The following is an 18,874-nucleotide window of genomic DNA, read 5'->3' as shown; positions in this document are numbered from 1 at the left end:
GCACGATCACGTTTAAATCACGTCGCCGTGATGCACAACCTAAGGATGTATTTCTGCGCAAACCAATGGGCTTATGGCGTTATCCGACCCGTCGACTGAGACCTGTGGCGGATATCTGCGGCGCTGGACTGTTCCCCCTTCATGGGCAAGCTTAAACCGGATGGAACGCGCAAGGAGGACGCTATGCCCAACCCGCTTTATGACGCCTTGATCGCGCCATGGTCTGATCGTGACCGGGTGCTGTTGTATCTGGCAAATGGGTCCGAAATTTCGGGGCGCGCGTTTGTCGCAATGGCACATCAATATGGCCATGCCCTGCGCGAACTTGGACTAACGCCGGGGGATCGGCTGGCTGTGCAGGTCGAGAAATCCCCACAAGCTTTGGCGCTTTACGCCGCCTCGCTGGCCGTGGGCGTGGTCTTTTTGCCCCTCAACACCGCCTATACCCCCGAGGAGCTGGCCTATTTCCTTGAAGACTCGGGCGCGCGGCTGCTGTTGGGCGATCCCGCAAAGGGCGCAGATCTAAGTCCGATTGCGGCCCGCCTTGGCGCTGGCTTTGCGACGATGGACGCGTCGGGTGCGGGCTCTTTGACAGATTTGGCGGCCGCAGCACCCACGGCGCTGGTGCCAACAGATCGGGCCTCAGATGACTTGGCCGCCATCCTTTATACATCGGGAACCACCGGGCGATCCAAAGGGGCGATGCTGACCCAGCGCAACCTGCTAGAGAACGCGCGCGTCTTGGTGGATGAGTGGCGCTTTACCCCTGATGACATCTTGCTGCATATGCTGCCGATTTTTCATACCCACGGCCTGTTTGTGGCTTCGAACGTCGCGCTTTTATCGGGCGCAGCAATGGTCTTTCTGCCGGGCTTCAAGGCGGATCAGGCGATGGAATGGCTGCCGCGCGTCACCACGATGATGGGCGTTCCGACCTATTACACGCGCCTGCTGGATGAGCCGGGGTTTGACCAGGCGATGACACGGCAGATGCGGCTTTTCACCTCGGGATCAGCCCCTCTTCTGGCTGAAACGCATCGCCAATTCGAGGCGCGCACGGGCCATCGCATCCTTGAACGCTATGGCATGACCGAAACCAATATGACGACCTCGAACCCCTATGAGGGTGACAGGCGTCCCGGAACCGTCGGCCCTGCCTTGCCCGGGGTCGAGGTCAAGATCACAGATCCCGAAACCGGGATCGAACTGCCTGCCAATACCGCAGGCATGATCGAAGTGCGCGGGGCCAATGTCTTTGCAGGATATTGGCAAATGCCCGAAAAGACCCGCGAGGAGCTGCGTGAGAATGGCTTTTTCATCACCGGCGATCTGGGTGTCATTGATGCGGAAGGCTATGTCACCATTGTCGGGCGCCAAAAGGATCTGATCATTTCGGGCGGGTATAATATCTATCCCAAAGAGATCGAATTGGTCCTGGACCCGCAGCCCGGTGTTCTGGAAAGCGCGGTCATCGGCGTGCCCCATGCCGATTTCGGCGAAGCAGTGATCGCGGTGATTGTCCCCCAAAAGGATACCGCCCCCGACGCCAAGCAACTTGAGGCCGCGCTGCAGGGCCATCTTGCACGCTTCAAGCAGCCCAAGGCCTATGTCTTTGCCCAAAGCCTGCCACGCAACACCATGGGCAAGGTTCAAAAGAACCTGCTGCGCGACACATACCGCAATTTTTTCAAAGGATAGGCCATGTCGATAACCAATCTTTCTGCGGGCGAGATGGTGGCCGAGGTCCGCGCAGGCCGCCTGCGCCCCTCAGAGATCATGTCAGCGACCCTGGCGCGCATTGCCCAGGTCAATCCCGCGATCAATGCCATCGTGTCGCTGCGCGACCCAGATGAGCTGATGGCCGAGGCCCGCGCGCTGGATAACACCCCGATGTTGGGACTGCTGCATGGCATACCGATTGCCATCAAGGATCTGATGCCGACCAAGGGCATTCGCACCACCTTTGGATCACCGCTGTTTGCCGATTACGTGCCGGTCGAGGACGGGCTGATGGTCCAAAGGATCAAGGCCGCAGGCGCGATTGTCATCGGCAAGACCAATACCCCCGAATGGGGCCATGGCAGCCATACCTTTAATCCGGTCCATGGCGCGACATCCAATCCCTATGCCGTCGATAAAACGGCCGGAGGCTCGTCTGGCGGTGCTGCCGCGGCGTTGGCCACCGGCATGCTGTCGATTGCAGATGGCTCGGATATGATGGGCAGCCTGCGCAACCCCGCGGCATTCTGTAACATCTATGGTTATCGACCCAGCTGGGGCTTGGTCCCCGGCGAGGCGGGCGGCGAAAGCTTTTTCTCGACCATGGCCACAGAAGGCCCGATGGCGCGCAACGTACAAGACCTTGCGCGGCTGCTTAGCGTGATCGCGGGGGCCAACCCGCAGATGCCCTTTGGTCTGCCCGCCGCAGATTACCTGACGCCGACGATCACCGCCCCGGACAGCCTGCAGGGCAAACGCATCGCATGGCTAGGCGATTGGGACGGGGCCTATCCCTGCGAGCCGGGCATTCTGGCCGCCTGCGAAAGCGGCCTGGATGTGCTGCGCGGTCTGGGCGCCGAAGTGATCCCCCTTTCGCCCCCCTATCCCGCCGAAAAGCTGTGGCATTCGTGGACGACATTGCGTGCCATGCTGAACCACGGCGCGAAAAAGGCGCTGTGGGACAACCCCGATAGCCGCGCCCAGCTCAAGCCTGAATCGCAATGGGAAATCGGAAATGGCGCATCCCTTACCGCCGATGCCGCCTATCAAGCCTCAATGACGCGCTCGCGTTGGTATGCCCATGCCCATCGCCTTTTTGCGGATTACGACGCATGGGTGATGCCCACGGCCCAGGTCTGGCCCTTTCCCATCGACTGGCGCTGGCCCGAAAGCATCAATGGCCAGAAAATGGACACCTATCACCGCTGGATGGAGGTCGTGGTCCCGGTTTCGCTGATCGGACTATGTTCGCTGAACGTGCCTGTGGGCTTTGGTGCAAACGGCTTGCCAATGGGTATGCAGCTCATCGGGGCGCATGGGCAGGACCGCGAGATCTTGGCCATCGGCGAGGCCTATCACCGCAAGACCCTTTGGCCCCAAAAGCGCCCGGCCCCGTGTTAAAGAAAGCTGGCATCACAAATACTTGATCTAGCGCAAGGTCCGACACCCGAAAGGCCGTTATTTTAAGATTCGGCGATATTTTGGATCAGGGACAGGCCCTGCCCGCCCTAATGCAATAAGGTGTAAGACCCGACTATGAGGCGCTTTAAGCTCCGTCCGGCCATGGGCCGGAACTTGCTGGATATGGTCATGGCGAAACGGCGAGCCAAGGCGCGTTTGCCTGTGCAGAGCAATCTGCGGGCTTGCGAGTATTGTGACCGGCTGAATGCCGTTCACAGCGCCTTGGCCGGGGTTCGCGACCCTCAATCCGGGCGCAGGCTGACGGAATTGGGCCTGATCGGCGAAGTCGCGCTAGAGGCAGACAACGTCTGGATCACGCTTAACTGCGCGAACCATAATTCGCCCGTGACGACGATGCAAAAAGTTGCCGTTGAAAAGGCAGTCATCGCCCTGCCCGGCATCCGTCACGCCGAGGTGATGCTGACCTGCGATCCCGATTGGCGCAAGCCCGCGATGCAAGGATGCGGTTGAGCCCGCTTCTTAGCCCGTAAACCATCCGGCCAGCCTGAGGCCGGCCGGATGAGGAATTCGCTGTGCCTTAGGGGCGAACGGCCGTCACTTCGATCTCGACCAGCCAGTTCGGGTTAACCAGCTTGTTGACGATCATAGCCGAACGTGCCGGCAGGTTCGGCTGAGCTTGCGTCCCGAAATACTGGGTATAGCCCTCCATGAAGCCCGCGAAATCGGCAGCCTGCCCTTCGGGAGCGACAAGGTAGACCTGCATTTTGACGACATCGCCCATGGTCAGGTCCAGATCCTTCAGCGTTGCCTCGATCGATTTCAGCACGCTTTCGGTCTGGGTTTTGGTATCACCCCAAGCCTCGGGGGTCTTGGGATCCGCTTTCTCGTCTGCAACCGAGGGGACCATTCCGCTGACATAAACGGTCGTCTTGCCCGCCGGAACTTCGACCGCACGTGCGATCGGGAAGTCAGAGCCGGGGGTCTTGTGACGGACGACATCCTCGGCATGAACCAGCAGCGGAGCTGCGCAAAGTGCGGCGGCAAGGGCGAAGGTTTTTTTCATCAAAAATGTCCTTATCATGTAACGCGGTGAAAAAAGGGCCCCGAGGGGCCCTTCCATCATCAACGAGCTGCGGCGACTTCTTCGGCCGTAGTCTCGCCCTCATAGTTATTACCAAGATTGTGGCGAACGTAATTCACAACTTCGGCAATTTGAGCGTCATCAAGAACGCCACCCAGCGGAGGCATGCCTTTGTAGCCGTTGATCACCCAGGCCGTGACGGCCTCGGGGGATTCGACGAACTCGTTCTTGGCAAGTGCCGGATAGTGGCCCGCACCAACAGCGCCCTGCCCGTCCGGCATGTGGCATGCCGAGCAGATTGCGTTGTAGATTTCTTTGCCTTCCTTTTGCGGAAGTCCGGCAGCCGCACCGCTTTGGACGAAGTCCTGAGCGAAAGCCGCACCCGAAACCGCAAGGGCAGCGGCGAAAACGGCCAAAGAGATTTGACGTTTCATAGCTAGTTTCCCTTCGTTTCCGCTTACGCGCCGGTGACGAGTTTGTGCAGACGCTCGATGGCATTGAGCGAGGACAAGATAGCGCCTTCCTGCCATGCCGGCAGATAGGAGATATGCTCGCCCGCCATCAGCGTACGCTGATCCATCTTGCATGCGTTGTCGTAATGGGCGTCCATGTCGCGCCATTCGCCGTAGCAGCCAAGCGTCCACGGCACGCGGTGCCATGCAACGGCAACACCGTTCGAATATTCATCGCGATATTGCTTGTGGATGAGCGAGCCGAATTCCAGCGCTTTCTCGATCCGCTCTTCTGCGGGGACCGCATTGAACTGATACGAGGCCGCACCCCAGGAATAGGCAGCCAGCAAAACGCCAGGGCCATCGCTGAAGAAGTTGGTCGACGGATACGAGATCAGCGTGATCGGGGTATTGGTATAGGAAATGCCACCGAAGATCTGCTCGTCCTGCTCCCAGAAGCGGCGCTTGAATTCGAGGCCAACTTTGACCGAGGACGCATAGGACACGTCATCAATCGCAGCGGTCATTTCCGAGCCGAAATTGTGATCGATCTGACCCAGAACCGAGAAGGGGATCGTGCAGATGCAGTAATCGGCCTTGACGGTCTTTTCTTCGGTGCCGCCGTTGGAATCGACATAAGTCGCTTCAACGCCGTTGTCACCGCCACGGATCTTGATGACCTTGGCATTGTAGGTGATCAGGTCTTTGACTTCTTTTTCAAAGCCTTGAGCAATCATATCCATGCCGCCGATCGGCTGGAAGATTGCAGCCTGGTGGTCGATCGATTCACCCGTGATCAGATCATTCCACAGGCGACCCTGCAGGATGTCTTTCAACGAGATGATTTCGGATGCGACCGGAGCAGCACCAACGCCGCCACCCGGCTCTTTTTCCCAACCGCGGTAGCCCGAGGTTGCGTCAGATTTCACATATTCCAGATCGTCGTTCAGAACACCGTAGTTCTTGAGCGATTCCACCAGAATTGCTGCATCCTCGTCGGTCACCAGCTCGTCAAGCTTGTCCTGATGGACGGCTTTCGCCAGAAGCTCGGAGATCTGGCCGCGGTAATCGGCTTGGATCTTTTTGAAACGCTGCGGCTCACCGTTGAACGCATCGGTGCTGTGCAGATAGGCGTTATAGTTTTGCTGGATGAACGGCTCGAGCTTGACGCCGAAACGCTTGCAATAGTCCAAAACTGCATAGTGGTCCGACGGAATGCGCCACGGGCCGGGGTTGAGGTAGTTCCCTTCCGAGAATTTGACCTCTTGCTTGAAGCCACCGAGTTCGGTGTAAACATCGCCGCCACGCAGCGTCCAGCAACGGCCACCAGCTTTTTCGCGATATTCCAGAACCTGGACTTTATAACCGGCATTGCGCAGCTCGTATGCTGCGGTCATACCAGCAAGACCCGCGCCAAGGATCAGAACCGACGTCCCTTTGACATCGCCCTCAAGCTTGACCGGTCCCTTGTAATCGGAAGTGCCTGCGTAACCCATACCGGCCATAGCCGAATACATTGCTGAGGCACCGGCGGCGAAACCGACCATGGCCAGCAGGTTACGCCGCGACATTCCATTTGAAATCTCTGACATGCGCATCTCTCCTTCACACAAAAGTCTTGCGACATTTTGACACGCTCTCTCTGGACCCGTTCCTAAGGCAAAGACAAGATCTTATATCGAGTTGACAGAATTTTGGCGTATTATCATTGCTTTAGGATAAGAAAGGTAGGCAACTCTGACGCAAAGCAGGCCGAGTATCGGAAATTTGAATTCAAATCAGCCTGCGAAATATTGCCACAGTTCGGTCAAATGGACAATTCATCATCGTATCCCAACCAGCCGCCGGTCCGAGTTGGTGAGATGGACGTGCAGAGCTGCGATCCCCCAGAGTGCGTGGTCGCAAAGATGGGTATTTTGATGATGAAGAAAGGCCGAACCTAGCCCCTAGATTGGGGCGTGCGAGGCTGTTTGCCTTGCTCAGGCTTAAGGAGCCAGTTTGGGGGTACAGAGGTCAGTGGGGACCGCGAAGGAGATCTGCCGCACGCTCGGCAATCATGATCGTGGGCGCGTTGGTGTTAGAGCCGATCAAAGACGGCATGACGGAGCTGTCACAGATGCGCAGCCCCTCGAGCCCGTGAACACGCAAATCCGGGCCGACCACGGACATCTCGTCGCCGCCCATTTTACACGTACCGACCGGGTGATAGGAGGTGCGCCCATATTGCCGGGCATAGGCCTCGAGGTCCGCTTGGGTTGTGGTCTTGGTATCGGGATAGCTGACCTCGTGGATATACTTACTCAGTGACGCCTGAGCGAGAATGTCGCGACTGATGCGAATCCCCTCGACCGAGACACGCACATCGTCGGGATCAGCGAGAAAGTTCGGATCGATCATCGGCAAGGCGCGCGGATCTGAGTTGCGCAGTGTCACCGACCCGCGCGATTTGGGCCGCAGGGTGTAGCTGTTAAGCGTGATACCCGAACGGCCTTTGCGCACCGAGGGAACCCCTGCCTCGGCCCCTGCCCCGGCCAGAAAGTGAAACTGAAGGTCCGGGCAGCTCAGGCCGGGACCAGCATACCAGAAAGCCCCAGCCTCAACCACATTGGAGGCGACCGGGCCATTGCGAAACAGCAAGTATTCAAGGCCCGCCCAGAGCATCCAATGCAGCTTGCTGTATTTGTCGAGGCTTTCATGCCCTTTGAGTTCGGCGACGATATCGATGCCAAAGTGATCTTGGAGGTTCTGGCCGACGCCAGGTAAATGCTGCACAATGTCGATCCCGTGCGCTTGCAGATGCTCGGCCGGGCCAACGCCAGACAGCATCATCAGCTTGGGCGATCCAATCGCGCCGGCGGTCACGATGACCTCTTGTTCGGCGCGTGCGACTTGGGGCTGGCTGGCTTTATTGGCGAGATATTCGATTCCGACCGCGCGACGCCCCTCGAAAACGATCCGCAGAACCGTCGCCCGGGTCACGACCTTCAGATTGGTACGTGACAGTGCCGGGCGCAGGTATCCGACCGCAGCCGAGCAGCGCCGGTTGTTTCGTGTGGTCGTCTGGTAGAGCCCTGCCCCTTGCTGCACCGCAGCATTGAAATCAGGATTATAAGGAAGGCCTGCCTCTTGACAGCTTTTGACGAAAGCGCGGCTTAGTTGGCTTGGATATCCGGCGTTTGACACCCCAAGCGGCCCGTCGGTGCCGTGCCATTCACCGGAAAACATGGAATTGCCCTCGGACCTCAGAAAATAGGGTTTTATATCGGCAAAACCCCAGCCCGTTGCGCCTTCATCGACCCAACGATCGTAATCGCTTGGATGGCCTCGGGTAAACACCTCGGCGTTGATGGACGATCCGCCGCCAAGTACACGGGCCTGTGCATATGGGATTTCGCGGTTGTTTGCGTGCTGTTGCGGAGCAGTCGTGAGCCCCCATGTCATGGGACCAGAGGTCAGCTTTGCAAACCCAACAGGCATGTGAATGAGGGGATGGCTGTCCCTGCCCCCGGCTTCGATCAGGCAGACGCGCAGGTTGGGATTTTCGCTTAATCGCGCCGCAATCACACAACCCGCCGAACCGCCACCGACAATGATGTAGTCGAAAGCTTCGATCTTCATTCACATCCACCCGAGCGATTATGAGAGCTGAGAGCGGGCGCGTGCACTGAGCCGGAAAGCGGCCACGCGCGAACAGCCGCGGTATGGTGCCTGAACCATCGATCCAACCTGCCCAAGGACATCTTTGGCCTCCTCGCCAAGATCCGCTGTGCCTACATTGTCGATCGTGTTGCTTGCCGTCTAGCGCGATCTTTTGGGGCCAGGTTTGACCGCGACATCAGGCCAGCGAATGCTCGCCCTGTAAATGGGTACCTTTCATTAGCACGCCCCCTGTTAACGTCATTCAGTGGGGGTTTCGCGTGCGAAACCCCCAAAGTCACTTAACGGTCAAGGATATTCTCGAGTGAGCGTATGGCCTGTTCGATCAGCTGCGGATCAATCGCACCATCGATATGAATGGTATGTCCCTTGGAGCCGGTCTCATGTCGGATTGTCAGGCCATTTCTCAGCTCGATGACGCGCATTGGCGCGGTCGTACGGCGCGGCCGCCCGCCTCGGCTGGTATCGCGTGGTGCATCTTCGGCCTGAAGGATCACCGCTTCAAGCCTACGCCATTCCTCGTCTGCATCCCCGGCTACACCCGATGCAAGCGCCTGACGCAACTGGTCAGCATCCCCAGCCCGTAAGGCGCCAGCAAGTCTTAGCCCCTGACGCTCGGACAAAGCTTGCGGGTAGTTTAACAGATCGCCAAGCTCTTCATGAACCCATGCGAACGAGCGTAGCTTTGACCGCTTTGCCTTGGATCCCGACGCAAACAGCGCGTCGATTGCCGCATCTACCGAGGTGAAGGCCCCATTTTCGGTAGCAACAACCGCAACCCTGCCCCGTTCATACTGACTTAACCCCGAGCGGATCTCGTTTTCTTCGACCATTGCGACAAAGGCATTGGCGGCGCCATCTGGCTTGCGAACAATGGCAGGAATGCGGGCATAGAGTTCGCTTCCAGTCTCGGCAAGCAAGGCCCGGAAAGCGGCAAGCCTGCGATAGCCGGAAATCAAACCATAGATAACCCCGGCACGTGGAACCGCCAGCTCGAAAACCTCGATTGGCAAGCGCAGCCCGTGCGTCTGGATCGAGGTGCGCAGCTCGGACATTTCCTCGGGATCAAGCGCCATGCGATCGCGCACCATCTCTTCGCTGCCAATCGCCGAAAGCGCGACTTCATGCGCCAACAGGCCACGCGCATCCGCATCCCGCAAGGTTTCGGCGTCACGGCGATTGCGGGCTGCCTCGCTGCGCTCTTCGACTGAGGCGACCGGCATCAGTGCCGCGGCCTCGGCAGCGACCGAGGCAATCGGCATCGACATGGATAAAGGCTCACGCAGGGTTTCGCGCGCGAAACCTTCTTCAATTGCCCGCAATTCCTCTCGGGTTGGGGCTTGCAGCTGACGACGCTTAGCCACGCTCATTCTCCTTATCCATCATCGCCTGATCCCGCCACCAGGCACCTATCAGCAGTTCTTTGACCTCGGCATAGGTGCGATCGAATGCCTCGCGGCCACGAACATAGGTGTCGCGGTTAAAGTCGCGGTAATCTGCTTCATAGATACCATTAACCTGCTCGCCAGCTTGCCCAACCAAGGCCGTAAAATCCTGGCGATAGGTGGTCATGAAATCACCAAAATAGGCGTTGATGACATTGGCAAGGTTGGTTTGCTGACCCGCATCAAAGCGCGTGATGATGGCGCGCACGACATCCCATTCGAACTTCATTTCAGGCAATCCCTGACGCCTGCGCACCGAGTTTTCGCCATCCTCAATGCTGGCAAAGGTCGAATAGAGCATGTCGAAAAAGCGACCGGTGGAATCGAACTCCAGGAAAGAGGCACCGAGCGGAACCAGCAAAATATCAGCGGCTGCCAGCGCGTTGATGGTCAGATAGCCAAGGGCCGGCGGCGTATCGAGCAAGATGATGTCGTAGTTATCAAGCACATGCTCGCGCTCTAGAAAGCCTGTCAATGCATCCCAAAGCGGCCAGCCTCGCAACGCCATCCGCCAGACCGGGATCTGAAACTCTGCCCAATAAAGGTTAAGCTGCGCACCTATCAAATCGATGTTTGGCCAATGAGTTTTCTGTATGACATCACTTGCGGTGATCTTCAGCGCCTCGGACAAGGTTTCGTCGAAGGGCAGGGGGCTTTCGCCCTGCGCCTCGCGCACCTTGTTTTCAGCCAGCAAGGCCAGCGCGTAATCCTTGGCCATCAGCGGGAAAACGGTCTGCCATTCATCCGGCACCTTTCCCCCCATGATGGAGGTCATCGAGCCCTGGCTATCCAGGTCGATGACCAGGACGCGGTAGCCATCAAGCGCGGCCGACATCGCAAGATGGGCAGCCGTCGACGTCTTACCGACTCCGCCCTTGAAGTTGGCCACCGCAATTACCTTGGCGGGCAAGCCCTTGGGGCGATAGGGGCGGTATTCCTTGGTGCTGGCCCCTTCTTGCGCAAAGTGATCGCGCAGCAACATGACCTCTTCGAGGGAAAACCATTTTGTCCCGCCCTCACCAATCCCCTGGGGCAAATCGGGATTCTGCTTCAACACGCGCCGCAAATGCGCGGCGGCAACGGGGATCAGATATTTGCAGATCTCCCAAGTCGAGAACAGCCGCAAACGCTTCGTGCCATCAGGGGCATAGCCGCGCTTTGCTAGATCAACCCGCCCGCGCGCGGCAAAAGCCGCTGCTTTCGCGAATCGGGCAGTGTCGATAGGCTCTCCCAAGCGGGCGGCGGCTTCTTCTGGGTCTAGAGAAAAATAGGGGGGCAGGGTACTTTCCGGTTTCTTCGACATATTGCGCTTGCCTGTGTGATGTGCCGATTTTTATAGCTTATATCGGTAACTATCGCACATGCGCGAAGCAGATGGAAACAAATCTGTCCTAAGCATGGGTTTCGCAGCGAAACCCACAAAAACCGTAAATGGCACACACCAATATAGTTGAGATTCTTTAAGATCCTTTAAGATCTTTACCACGAGCTCATCATTGATTTTAAATATATTTTTGGAAAGCGGGTACCCTGATACGGTACGATGGGCACCCTTATACGGTGCGATGAGAACCCATTTACAGGGGGAAAGGCTCTGATTCTCGGGATTTCTGGTATCAAGATACGGTCTTGGGCGAAATCAGCCAGATAGGGAGCCGGCCGAAGGCAGATCGGGATCGAGTAAACCCGCAAATGGGTCCCTTTCAATCTCCTGCCTACGGAATAGGTATCCATTTACGGGATGGCCTCTTGCGTCTCATAGGCACCCATCAAATTCTTGATGATGGGTGCCTGTTCTGCAATACTAGGGCATAGAATCCGGCACACGGGTCGCGAGCAGGTTTGAGGAACAGATGGCAGAGCAGGAATTAGCCCTAACAGGCGCGCTGCGGCGTGGCTCGGTCAAAAAGAATGTGGCGGCAATTCATGTGTCGGGCAAGCTGACCTTGCTGCAACGCAAGCTTTCGAATGTCTTGCTGCTGAATGCATATGATAACCTGATGACGCGGCCCAGCCATCGCATTGACGCGCGTACGCTGTCGATGATGATCGGCTATAACTCCAACGATATGGAGACGCTCAAACAAGCGCTTCGCAGTCTTGCCGAGACGGTTGCCGAATGGGACATGCTTGATGACAAGGGTCGGCAAGAGTGGGGCGTCTCGGCGCTGTTGTCTTACGCGCGCTTGCGGGGCGGCGTGTGCGAATATTCCTATTCGCCCGCTCTGGCTGAAAAGCTGCATGACCCAAAGGTCTTTGCCCTGATTAACCTGAATATCCAAAAGCGCTTTTCCAGCGGTCATGCGCTGGCACTTTATGAAAACTGTTATCGTTTTGTGCGCACGGGCAGCACCGGTTGGTGGCCCCTTGATCTGTTTCGGCGCCTGATGGGGGTCGATGGCAGTACCTATTACGAAAACTACAAGCATCTGAATGCCAAGATCATCAAGCCTGCCGTTCAAGAGGTAAACGAGACCTCGAATATCGAGCTGACGGTTGATACCCGAAAAGAGGGCAGGGCGGTCGTTGCGTTGCGATTTTTGATCAAGGAAAACGCCCCCCTTCAGACCTTCGATGCCGCTGTCGAGACCGATGGCGTTCAAGGGGGCCAGACTTTCCAGCGTCTCACCGCACTTGGCGTCAGCGAGCGGTTGGCGCGGCAGTGGATTGCCGAGCATGGTGAAGAGGTCGTCACCGACAAGCTGGAATATGTGGCAAACCAACAGGGGGTCAAAAGCCCGGTGCGTTATCTGTCAGCGGCCCTGCGCGACGGCTTTCTGGGCGACGAGGTCACTGCATCGCCTTCACCCGAGATTTTGCTTGCCGCACAGCAGCGTGATACCGCGCGTCGCGAGGCCGAGGCTGTCGAGGCGCAGCGCAGACGCGCCATCGATGTCGAGCGGCGCTGGCGATTGGACCGCATTGCGCGCGTGCGCGAAATTGCTGACGCCCGAAACCCAACCCAACGTGACGCAGATCGCCGCCTTTTTCTATCGCGCCTCGAAGGTGAACTGGACCGTTCGGACTTTGCCCGCCATGGCTGGAGCTCTGCTTTGAATGCTCAGGCCATCATCGCCTTTTGGGAAGATTTAGAGCCGGGCATCTTCGACGAGGTTGTTTGATCCATTTGCACAGTATGGTGTATAAATGATTAATATACACTTTGGCGTATTTTTCTGATATATACATTCCACTGTAGACAGATGGGGGTGACATGACGCCACGATCGATTGCCGAGATCGGCCAGATCCTGCGCCGTCTTCGTCGCAGCAAAGGGATAACGCAGGCAGAGTTGGGCAGCCTGGCCGGGATCCGCGCCCACCATATCTCGAATATCGAGAATGGGGTGACAAATCCAAGTGCCGCAACATTGCTTGCACTCTTGGCGGCGCTGGATATGGATTTGCAATTCGTGGCCCGCGACGCTGGATCTGCCGCGCAGATCGAGGATATTTTCTGATGGGTCGACGTCGGCGCGATATTCCCCTGGCCGTCTATATGAACGGGCGACGGGTGGGCACGCTATTGCGCGAAAGCGATGGCGCGACAAGTTTTCGCTATCATGAAGATTGGCTGGGCTGGTCACATGCTTTCGCAGTGTCATTGGCCTTGCCATTGGGGGATCAGCGTCAGCACGGGCCCAAAGTGTTGGCGGTATTTGACAATCTACTGCCCGATAATGGTGCGCTGCGGCGGGCCTTGGCCGAGCGCATGGGGGCAGGGGGGGATGATCCACATGCGCTTTTGGCGGTAATTGGGCGCGATTGTGTTGGTGCGCTGCAGTTCTTGCCCGAAGATGAAGCACCTGGCGATCCTTTTCAGACCGACAGCATTCCTTTGGACCATCACCAGATCGCAACAATGTTGCGCGGGCTTGGCCGTCATCCCCTTGGCCTGTCTCGCGATCACGCTTTTCGCATCTCGGTGGCTGGCGCGCAGGAAAAGACCTCGCTTTTGTGGGATGACGGATGGCGCTTGCCATTGGGACTGACCGCAACCACACATTTGATCAAGACCCGAATGGGGCAGTTGCTGCATGGCATCGACATGAGCACGAGCCTTGAGAATGAGCTGCTATGTCTGCGTCTGGCCCGTGCCTTTGGCTTTGAAGCAAACGACGCTCACATTGAAAACTTCGACGGATTTGATGCTCTGGTCATTCAGCGCTTTGATCGCAGATTGTCCAAGGGCCGCCGTTTGCGCCTGCCGCAAGAGGATCTGTGTCAGACCATGGGAGTCACCTCGACGCGTAAATATGAACAGGATGGCGGGCCGGGTATGGTGGACTGCCTAAGGTTATTGGCAGGCTCTGCGAACGCAATAGCAGATCGCGCGACCTTCTTAGCCGCCCAGATCTTTTTTTGGATGATCGGGGCGACGGATGGTCATGCCAAGAACTTTTCGATTTTTCTAGAGCCGGCTGGTTTTCGCATGACCCCGCTTTACGATATTCTAAGCGCGGAACCCGCGCGAGCATCGGGGCAGGTGCGGCATCAGCAATTGCAAATGGCAATGGCGGCAATCGGGGCCAGTCGTCACTATCGGATAGATCAAATTCACCCGCGCCACTTTGCGCAGACCGCAAGATTGGCCGATTTGGGTGATGCGGTGATAGATCGGGCATTTGCGCAGCTGGTCCAATATTCGCCCACTCTTTTCGATGAGGTCGAGGCAAACCTGCCCAATGGTTTTGCCAGAACCGTCAGCGGGCCAATTCTATCCGCAGCGCGATTGCGTTTTGAGCATATTCGCCAATATGCCGCGTCGCGAAAGGGCTTTCCTTTTTGAACGCTCTAAAGCCGCTCACCCCCGGTTTGGGCTGCTGGCGGATTGGGCCAAAAGGTCACGGATCGCGCGCAGATGCGCTGACATTGCGGCATGGGCCGCTGCACCGTCATGGGCAGTGATGGCATCCACGACGGCAAGATGCATTGAACTTTGTGCCGTGGAATATTCCAACCGCCGCGCCAGCCGAAACACGGCGTCATGCTGTCTTTGCCAAACCGCGCGCCCGCGTAACGACACCAGATTGGCATAAATCGCAATCAGCAGCGGATTTCCCGACGCCTGCGCGATGGATTTATGAAAGGCATCGTCGCGCGTTTCATAATCGCGCCAATCGCGTGCCTCGCCGGTTTGCTGGGCAAGCCGCCGCATCAAGGCAATATCGTCAGGCGAGGCATTTTCGGCTGCGGCCGCAGCCAGTGCGGGTTCATAGACCAGACGGGCCTCGATCAGGTCGCGAATAGATGCGGTCTCGATCACACGTTCAAGTGGACGGTTCAGCCCATGCGGGGCAGAGCCCACAAAGGTTCCCTTGCCGTGGTGGCGCCAGATCAGCCCCTCGATTTCCAGATCACGCAGGGCGCGTCGCAAAGTGGCGCGGCTGCACCCTATTAGGATGGCAAGATCACGCTCGGCTGGCAAACGCTCTTGGGCCTGCCAGATGCCGTTGTCCAACCTGTCGCGCAGGTAAAGGATGACTTCGGCAGTGGTGATGCGCTGCTTTACCGACACCCGGTGCTCCAGACCAATTTGCAGACCAATTGTCTGATGGACTACACAGCAGCGCTCTCCTCGGCAAGCGCGCAGCTGGCCGCTGGCATAAACTAGCCTGATTGGACCGTCATGAAACTGGACCCTTTCCTTCTTTTGATGATCGCTGCGGTGGTGCTTGCAACCGCATTTCCCGCCACCGGCCAGATGGCGGTCTTTGTGGACGGGCTGGGGACGTTTGGCGTCGCGCTTTTGTTCTTTTTGCATGGCGCCGCATTGTCGCCCAAAACCATTCTTGCAGGCCTGAAGCAGTGGCAATTGCACCTGTTCATTCTGGCAACGACATTTGTGGTCTTTCCTCTGATCGTCCAACCACTTCGGCTGCTGCCACAAAGCATCGTGCCCGCTGATTTGATGCTGGGCTTCTTATATCTGGGAGTGCTGCCTTCGGCTGTGTCCTCCTCCATTGCCTATACGGCGATGGCGCGCGGTAATGTGCCAGCAGCTGTCTGCAACTCGGCCGGATCAAATGTATTTGGCCTGTTATTGACGCCTTTGCTGATGAGCCTGCTGATCGATTCATCTGCAGCCTCGGCCATGGATCTGGGCCGGACATTTCAGGATGTATGCCTTCAGCTGCTTTTGCCATTCGGCTTGGGCCAGATTGCACATCTTTGGATCGGAGGGTGGCTGGGGCGCAACAAGACCTTCTTGTCCAATTATGACCAATGGGTCATTGTTCTGATCATCTATTCGGCGTTTTCTCAATCGGTTACGGCGGGGCTTTGGCAAGTATTGCCCCTTAGCGGGCTATTGGCTGCCGTGGTCATTTGCACAATCTTGCTGATTGTCGTTGTTCTTTTCACCACGCAAGGCGCCAAATTTTTGGGCTTTACCCGCGAAGACGAGATTGCCGCAGTTTTCTGTGGATCGAAGAAAAGCCTTGCTTCTGGATTGCCGCTTGCTCAGGTCCTTTTTGCAGGTGCACCAGGGTTTGGCATGATCGTTTTGCCGATTATGCTGTATAATCAAATACAAATCATGCTGGGAGCAATTTTGGCACGTCGCTATCTGCGTCAAGGCGGTGCTGCTCAACCCGCGCGGGGATAAGAATGCCGCGACTTCCTCATTGTCTGATCTTTGGCTGTTATCCGCCGATGATTTTCGGCTTCAAGCCAAAGGGCGCCGATCCGTTCAACTGACCCGCGCGGCTGAATTATGAAATGTTATATAGGCGTCGATACTGCCTTGGACAAAGCGCCATCGGGCAGGGCATGACATGCGGCCCGAAAGACATCTAAGGTAGCGCAGTAAATGAGGAATTGAATGCCGACAGCTCGAAATGACGTGATTCGTGGCCCCTATAATGGGCGCACAATTGACGCTCTTGGCGGGGATGATCAGATTTATTGGGGCCGTGGCGACGGAAATGCCACGATCTTTGGGGGCAATGACGGCGAAAGCTATGACCCCAATTACTACACTCCGGGCAACCCGGGCGGCGACAGGCTGCATATCAACGGCTCGGTCGGTGCAACCATTCGCTTTACCGCGACCGAGGATGGCACGGTCACGATTGGCAATCAGGTCCTGACGTTCCGCGGGATCGAGCGTCTCTATGGAACCGGCGGGGCGGATGTGATTTCCGCCGCCGATGCGCGCTTGACCCCGGCCCATGGGAATACTCCGGCCCATGGCGTCTCGATCTATGGCGGCGGCGGCAAGGATCACATCACCGGTTCGGCCTGGGATGATGTGATCGACGGCGGCAGCAGCAATGACACGATCTATGGCGGTGCCGGCGATGATTTCATTCAATCCAGCACGGGTCACGATCTGATTTATGGCGGCACGGGCAATGAGAACATTCGCTGGGGATTGGGCGATAACGTCGCCCCTGGCAATGATACCATCTATGGCGGCGAGGGCGGAGAAGGAATTGGTGACCTGATCAACATCTGGTCGGTCAACGCCAACGGAACGACCGGCGCTCGCGTGACTTTCACCACCGCTGAAAGTGGTGTGGCGACGACGACCATGGGTGGCGTGACCAGCACCTTGCACTTCTACGAGTTTGAGAATGGCTGGACCCATCGCGCGAATGATGTGGTCACTGCGGCCAATGCCTCAATCGGTGCAAATAACGTCGGCATCCGTTTCAATACCCGTTGGGGCAATGATCAGCTGACGGGCTCGCGCGGAAATGATACCTTGGAAGGCGGCGAGGGGCGCGATACCATTACCGGTGGTCGTGGCAATGACCTGATTTCCGCAAATGGCGAATATTACAACCGGAATGCGCCGGGCGACGGTCACGTCGATACGCTGATTTTCCGTGCGGGTGATGGGCATGATACTGTCGTCGGTTTCGATGCAGGCATCGATATTCTTGATGTCGGAGGGCGAAACTATACTGCAGTCGAACGCAGCGACGGAACAATGTTAACCTTTGCCGGTGGTGATACCATTCTATTGGCCAACGAGTTCGATTTTATCTAACTCATAGCTTATGATTTTAACGAGAGGCGGCGCAGATTTGTCTGCGCCGCCTTTTTATCTGCAGCATCAACATATCATTTTTTAAATAAGGTTTATTAACGTCCCTGATTTTATTTAAAATTTAAACAATAGATTGGGAGGTTGGTATATTTAATTACTAACTTGGTTATTGATAAAATTTTAAAATCAAATCGCTTCGTAAATATCAAATCAAGTGAGAATGTGACCAACGCAACGCGCCTAATTAAGGGCTGACCTTAATTGCGGACGAGCAAGGCGATCGACGCCGATCAAGGTGAGCAGCGTCGTATTCAGTTGGTAATTCATCATTTCAGGTTTGTACGATGGCCACTTTTTATCCTACCCCCGGTAACGATCTTCACACAGGTACCGAAGACGGCGACCGCATCGATGGTGGGCAGGGCGATGACACCCTCTATGGGATGGGCGGTAATGACACGATCGATGGCGGATCGGGCGCCAACTTCATTGATGGGGGGGATGGGGACGACCGCATTTGGGGCGGTGGTGGCAGCGGCAACAACACCATCCATGGCGGCAGCGGTAACGACGAGATCAACACCGACCACGGCGATGATCGCATCTTTGGCGAGGATGGCAACGACACCATCCGCGCGAACAATGGCGATGACTACGTCGATGGGGGCACTGGCGACGATTACATCAATGGTGGCGAAGGCAATGACAGTATTGCGGGCGGCCTGGGCCATGATTCCATCGATGCCGGCAGCGGCAATGATACGGTTTGGGGCGACGAATTCGGCAGTGACGCCAACCCTGGCGGCAATGATACGATTCACGGCGGCGAAGGTCATGACGTGCTGCATGGTGGCGGCGGCGATGACCAGCTTTATGGCGATACGGGAAATGACTGGCTTCTTGGGGGGGATGGCAATGACTATCTATCCGGGGCCGATGGCGCTGATACCCTGGAAGGGGGGGCGGGCAATGACACCCTTCTGGGCGGAAACGGCGCTGACTGGCTAGACGGGGGAAGTGGCGACGACTCGCTTGATGGCGGCTATGACAATGACACAATCTTCGGCGGCGCTGGAAATGATTACCTTTTCGGTAATGATGGG

At 57.0% G+C, this 18,874-nt stretch carries 16 protein-coding genes; 9 read left to right on the top strand and 7 right to left on the bottom strand.

Translation table 11 applies throughout. The annotated features are described in order from the left end of the window. Window positions 1-183 precede the first annotated feature (183 nt). The 3 genes from RTS12_RS09325 (at window position 184) to RTS12_RS09315 (ending at window position 3,651) form a co-directional block, all read left to right on the top strand. On the top strand, window positions 184-1,698 hold the full coding sequence (locus tag RTS12_RS09325; protein ID WP_312527780.1) for a malonyl-CoA synthase: 1,515 nt from the start codon (window positions 184-186) through the stop codon (window positions 1,696-1,698). Between the two features lie 3 nt (window positions 1,699-1,701). After that, the gene (locus RTS12_RS09320) at window positions 1,702-3,120 is read left to right on the top strand and encodes an amidase (RefSeq protein ID WP_312527778.1); all 1,419 of its coding nucleotides are present in this window, start codon (window positions 1,702-1,704) and stop codon (window positions 3,118-3,120) included. 189 nt (window positions 3,121-3,309) lie between these two features. Continuing rightward, a complete protein-coding gene (locus RTS12_RS09315; protein ID WP_312527776.1) occupies window positions 3,310-3,651 on the top strand; it encodes an iron-sulfur cluster assembly protein in 342 nt (113 codons plus the stop codon). 67 nt (window positions 3,652-3,718) lie between these two features. Here the strand turns inward: RTS12_RS09315 and RTS12_RS09310 are convergent, their stop codons facing one another. The 6 genes from RTS12_RS09310 to RTS12_RS09285 all read right to left on the bottom strand — a co-directional run bounded on the left by RTS12_RS09310 (window position 3,719) and on the right by RTS12_RS09285 (window position 11,079). Then, a complete protein-coding gene (locus tag RTS12_RS09310; protein WP_312527774.1) occupies window positions 3,719-4,204 on the bottom strand; it encodes a RidA family protein in 486 nt (161 codons plus the stop codon). Window positions 4,205-4,263: 59 nt separating this feature from the next. Then, window positions 4,264-4,656: a cytochrome c gene (locus RTS12_RS09305; protein ID WP_312527772.1), complete on the bottom strand. Its 393-nt coding sequence runs from the start codon at window positions 4,654-4,656 to the stop codon at window positions 4,264-4,266. A 23-nt stretch (window positions 4,657-4,679) separates the two neighbouring features. Next, the gene (locus tag RTS12_RS09300) at window positions 4,680-6,266 is read right to left on the bottom strand and encodes a flavin monoamine oxidase family protein (RefSeq protein ID WP_312527771.1); all 1,587 of its coding nucleotides are present in this window, start codon (window positions 6,264-6,266) and stop codon (window positions 4,680-4,682) included. Window positions 6,267-6,687: 421 nt separating this feature from the next. Next, window positions 6,688-8,292, bottom strand: coding sequence for a GMC family oxidoreductase (locus RTS12_RS09295; RefSeq protein WP_312527769.1), 1,605 nt, complete (start codon window positions 8,290-8,292; stop codon window positions 6,688-6,690). 320 nt (window positions 8,293-8,612) lie between these two features. After that, on the bottom strand, window positions 8,613-9,695 hold the full coding sequence (locus RTS12_RS09290; protein ID WP_312527767.1) for a ParB N-terminal domain-containing protein: 1,083 nt from the start codon (window positions 9,693-9,695) through the stop codon (window positions 8,613-8,615). Continuing rightward, window positions 9,688-11,079: an AAA family ATPase gene (locus RTS12_RS09285; RefSeq protein WP_312527765.1), complete on the bottom strand. Its 1,392-nt coding sequence runs from the start codon at window positions 11,077-11,079 to the stop codon at window positions 9,688-9,690. Before RTS12_RS09285 ends, RTS12_RS09290 begins: the two co-directional genes overlap by 8 nt. Window positions 11,080-11,629: 550 nt before the next feature. Here RTS12_RS09285 and RTS12_RS09280 point away from each other — a divergent pair. From RTS12_RS09280 to RTS12_RS09270, 3 genes are all read left to right on the top strand, one after another. Continuing rightward, the gene (locus RTS12_RS09280; protein ID WP_312527763.1) at window positions 11,630-12,898 is read left to right on the top strand and encodes a replication initiation protein; all 1,269 of its coding nucleotides are present in this window, start codon (window positions 11,630-11,632) and stop codon (window positions 12,896-12,898) included. A gap of 92 nt (window positions 12,899-12,990) precedes the next feature. After that, a complete protein-coding gene (locus tag RTS12_RS09275; protein ID WP_312527761.1) occupies window positions 12,991-13,236 on the top strand; it encodes a helix-turn-helix transcriptional regulator in 246 nt (81 codons plus the stop codon). After that, entirely contained in the window at window positions 13,236-14,564 is a 1,329-nt protein-coding gene (locus tag RTS12_RS09270) for a HipA domain-containing protein (protein ID WP_312527759.1), read from the top strand. The genes RTS12_RS09275 and RTS12_RS09270 overlap by 1 nt, the downstream gene beginning before the upstream one ends. Before the next feature lie 15 nt (window positions 14,565-14,579). Here the strand turns inward: RTS12_RS09270 and RTS12_RS09265 are convergent, their stop codons facing one another. After that, window positions 14,580-15,293, bottom strand: a complete 714-nt coding sequence (locus RTS12_RS09265) for a FadR/GntR family transcriptional regulator (RefSeq protein ID WP_312527757.1) — start codon at window positions 15,291-15,293, stop codon at window positions 14,580-14,582. 111 nt (window positions 15,294-15,404) lie between these two features. On the opposite strand from RTS12_RS09265, the gene RTS12_RS09260 reads away from it, so the two are divergent. The 3 genes from RTS12_RS09260 to RTS12_RS09250 form a co-directional block, all read left to right on the top strand. Beyond that, entirely contained in the window at window positions 15,405-16,382 is a 978-nt protein-coding gene (locus RTS12_RS09260; protein ID WP_312527755.1) for a bile acid:sodium symporter family protein, read from the top strand. 216 nt (window positions 16,383-16,598) lie between these two features. Further along, on the top strand, window positions 16,599-17,771 hold the full coding sequence (locus tag RTS12_RS09255; RefSeq protein ID WP_312527753.1) for a hypothetical protein: 1,173 nt from the start codon (window positions 16,599-16,601) through the stop codon (window positions 17,769-17,771). Window positions 17,772-18,115: 344 nt separating this feature from the next. Then, a partial coding sequence (locus tag RTS12_RS09250) for a calcium-binding protein (RefSeq protein ID WP_312527751.1) occupies window positions 18,116-18,874 on the top strand: 759 nt, incomplete at its 3' end.

Origin of the sequence: Paracoccus sp. (in: a-proteobacteria) (assembly GCF_032007265.1) — a bacterium.
GTDB lineage: Bacteria > Pseudomonadota > Alphaproteobacteria > Rhodobacterales > Rhodobacteraceae > Paracoccus.
This window is presented reverse-complemented; position numbering and strand designations above follow the sequence as displayed.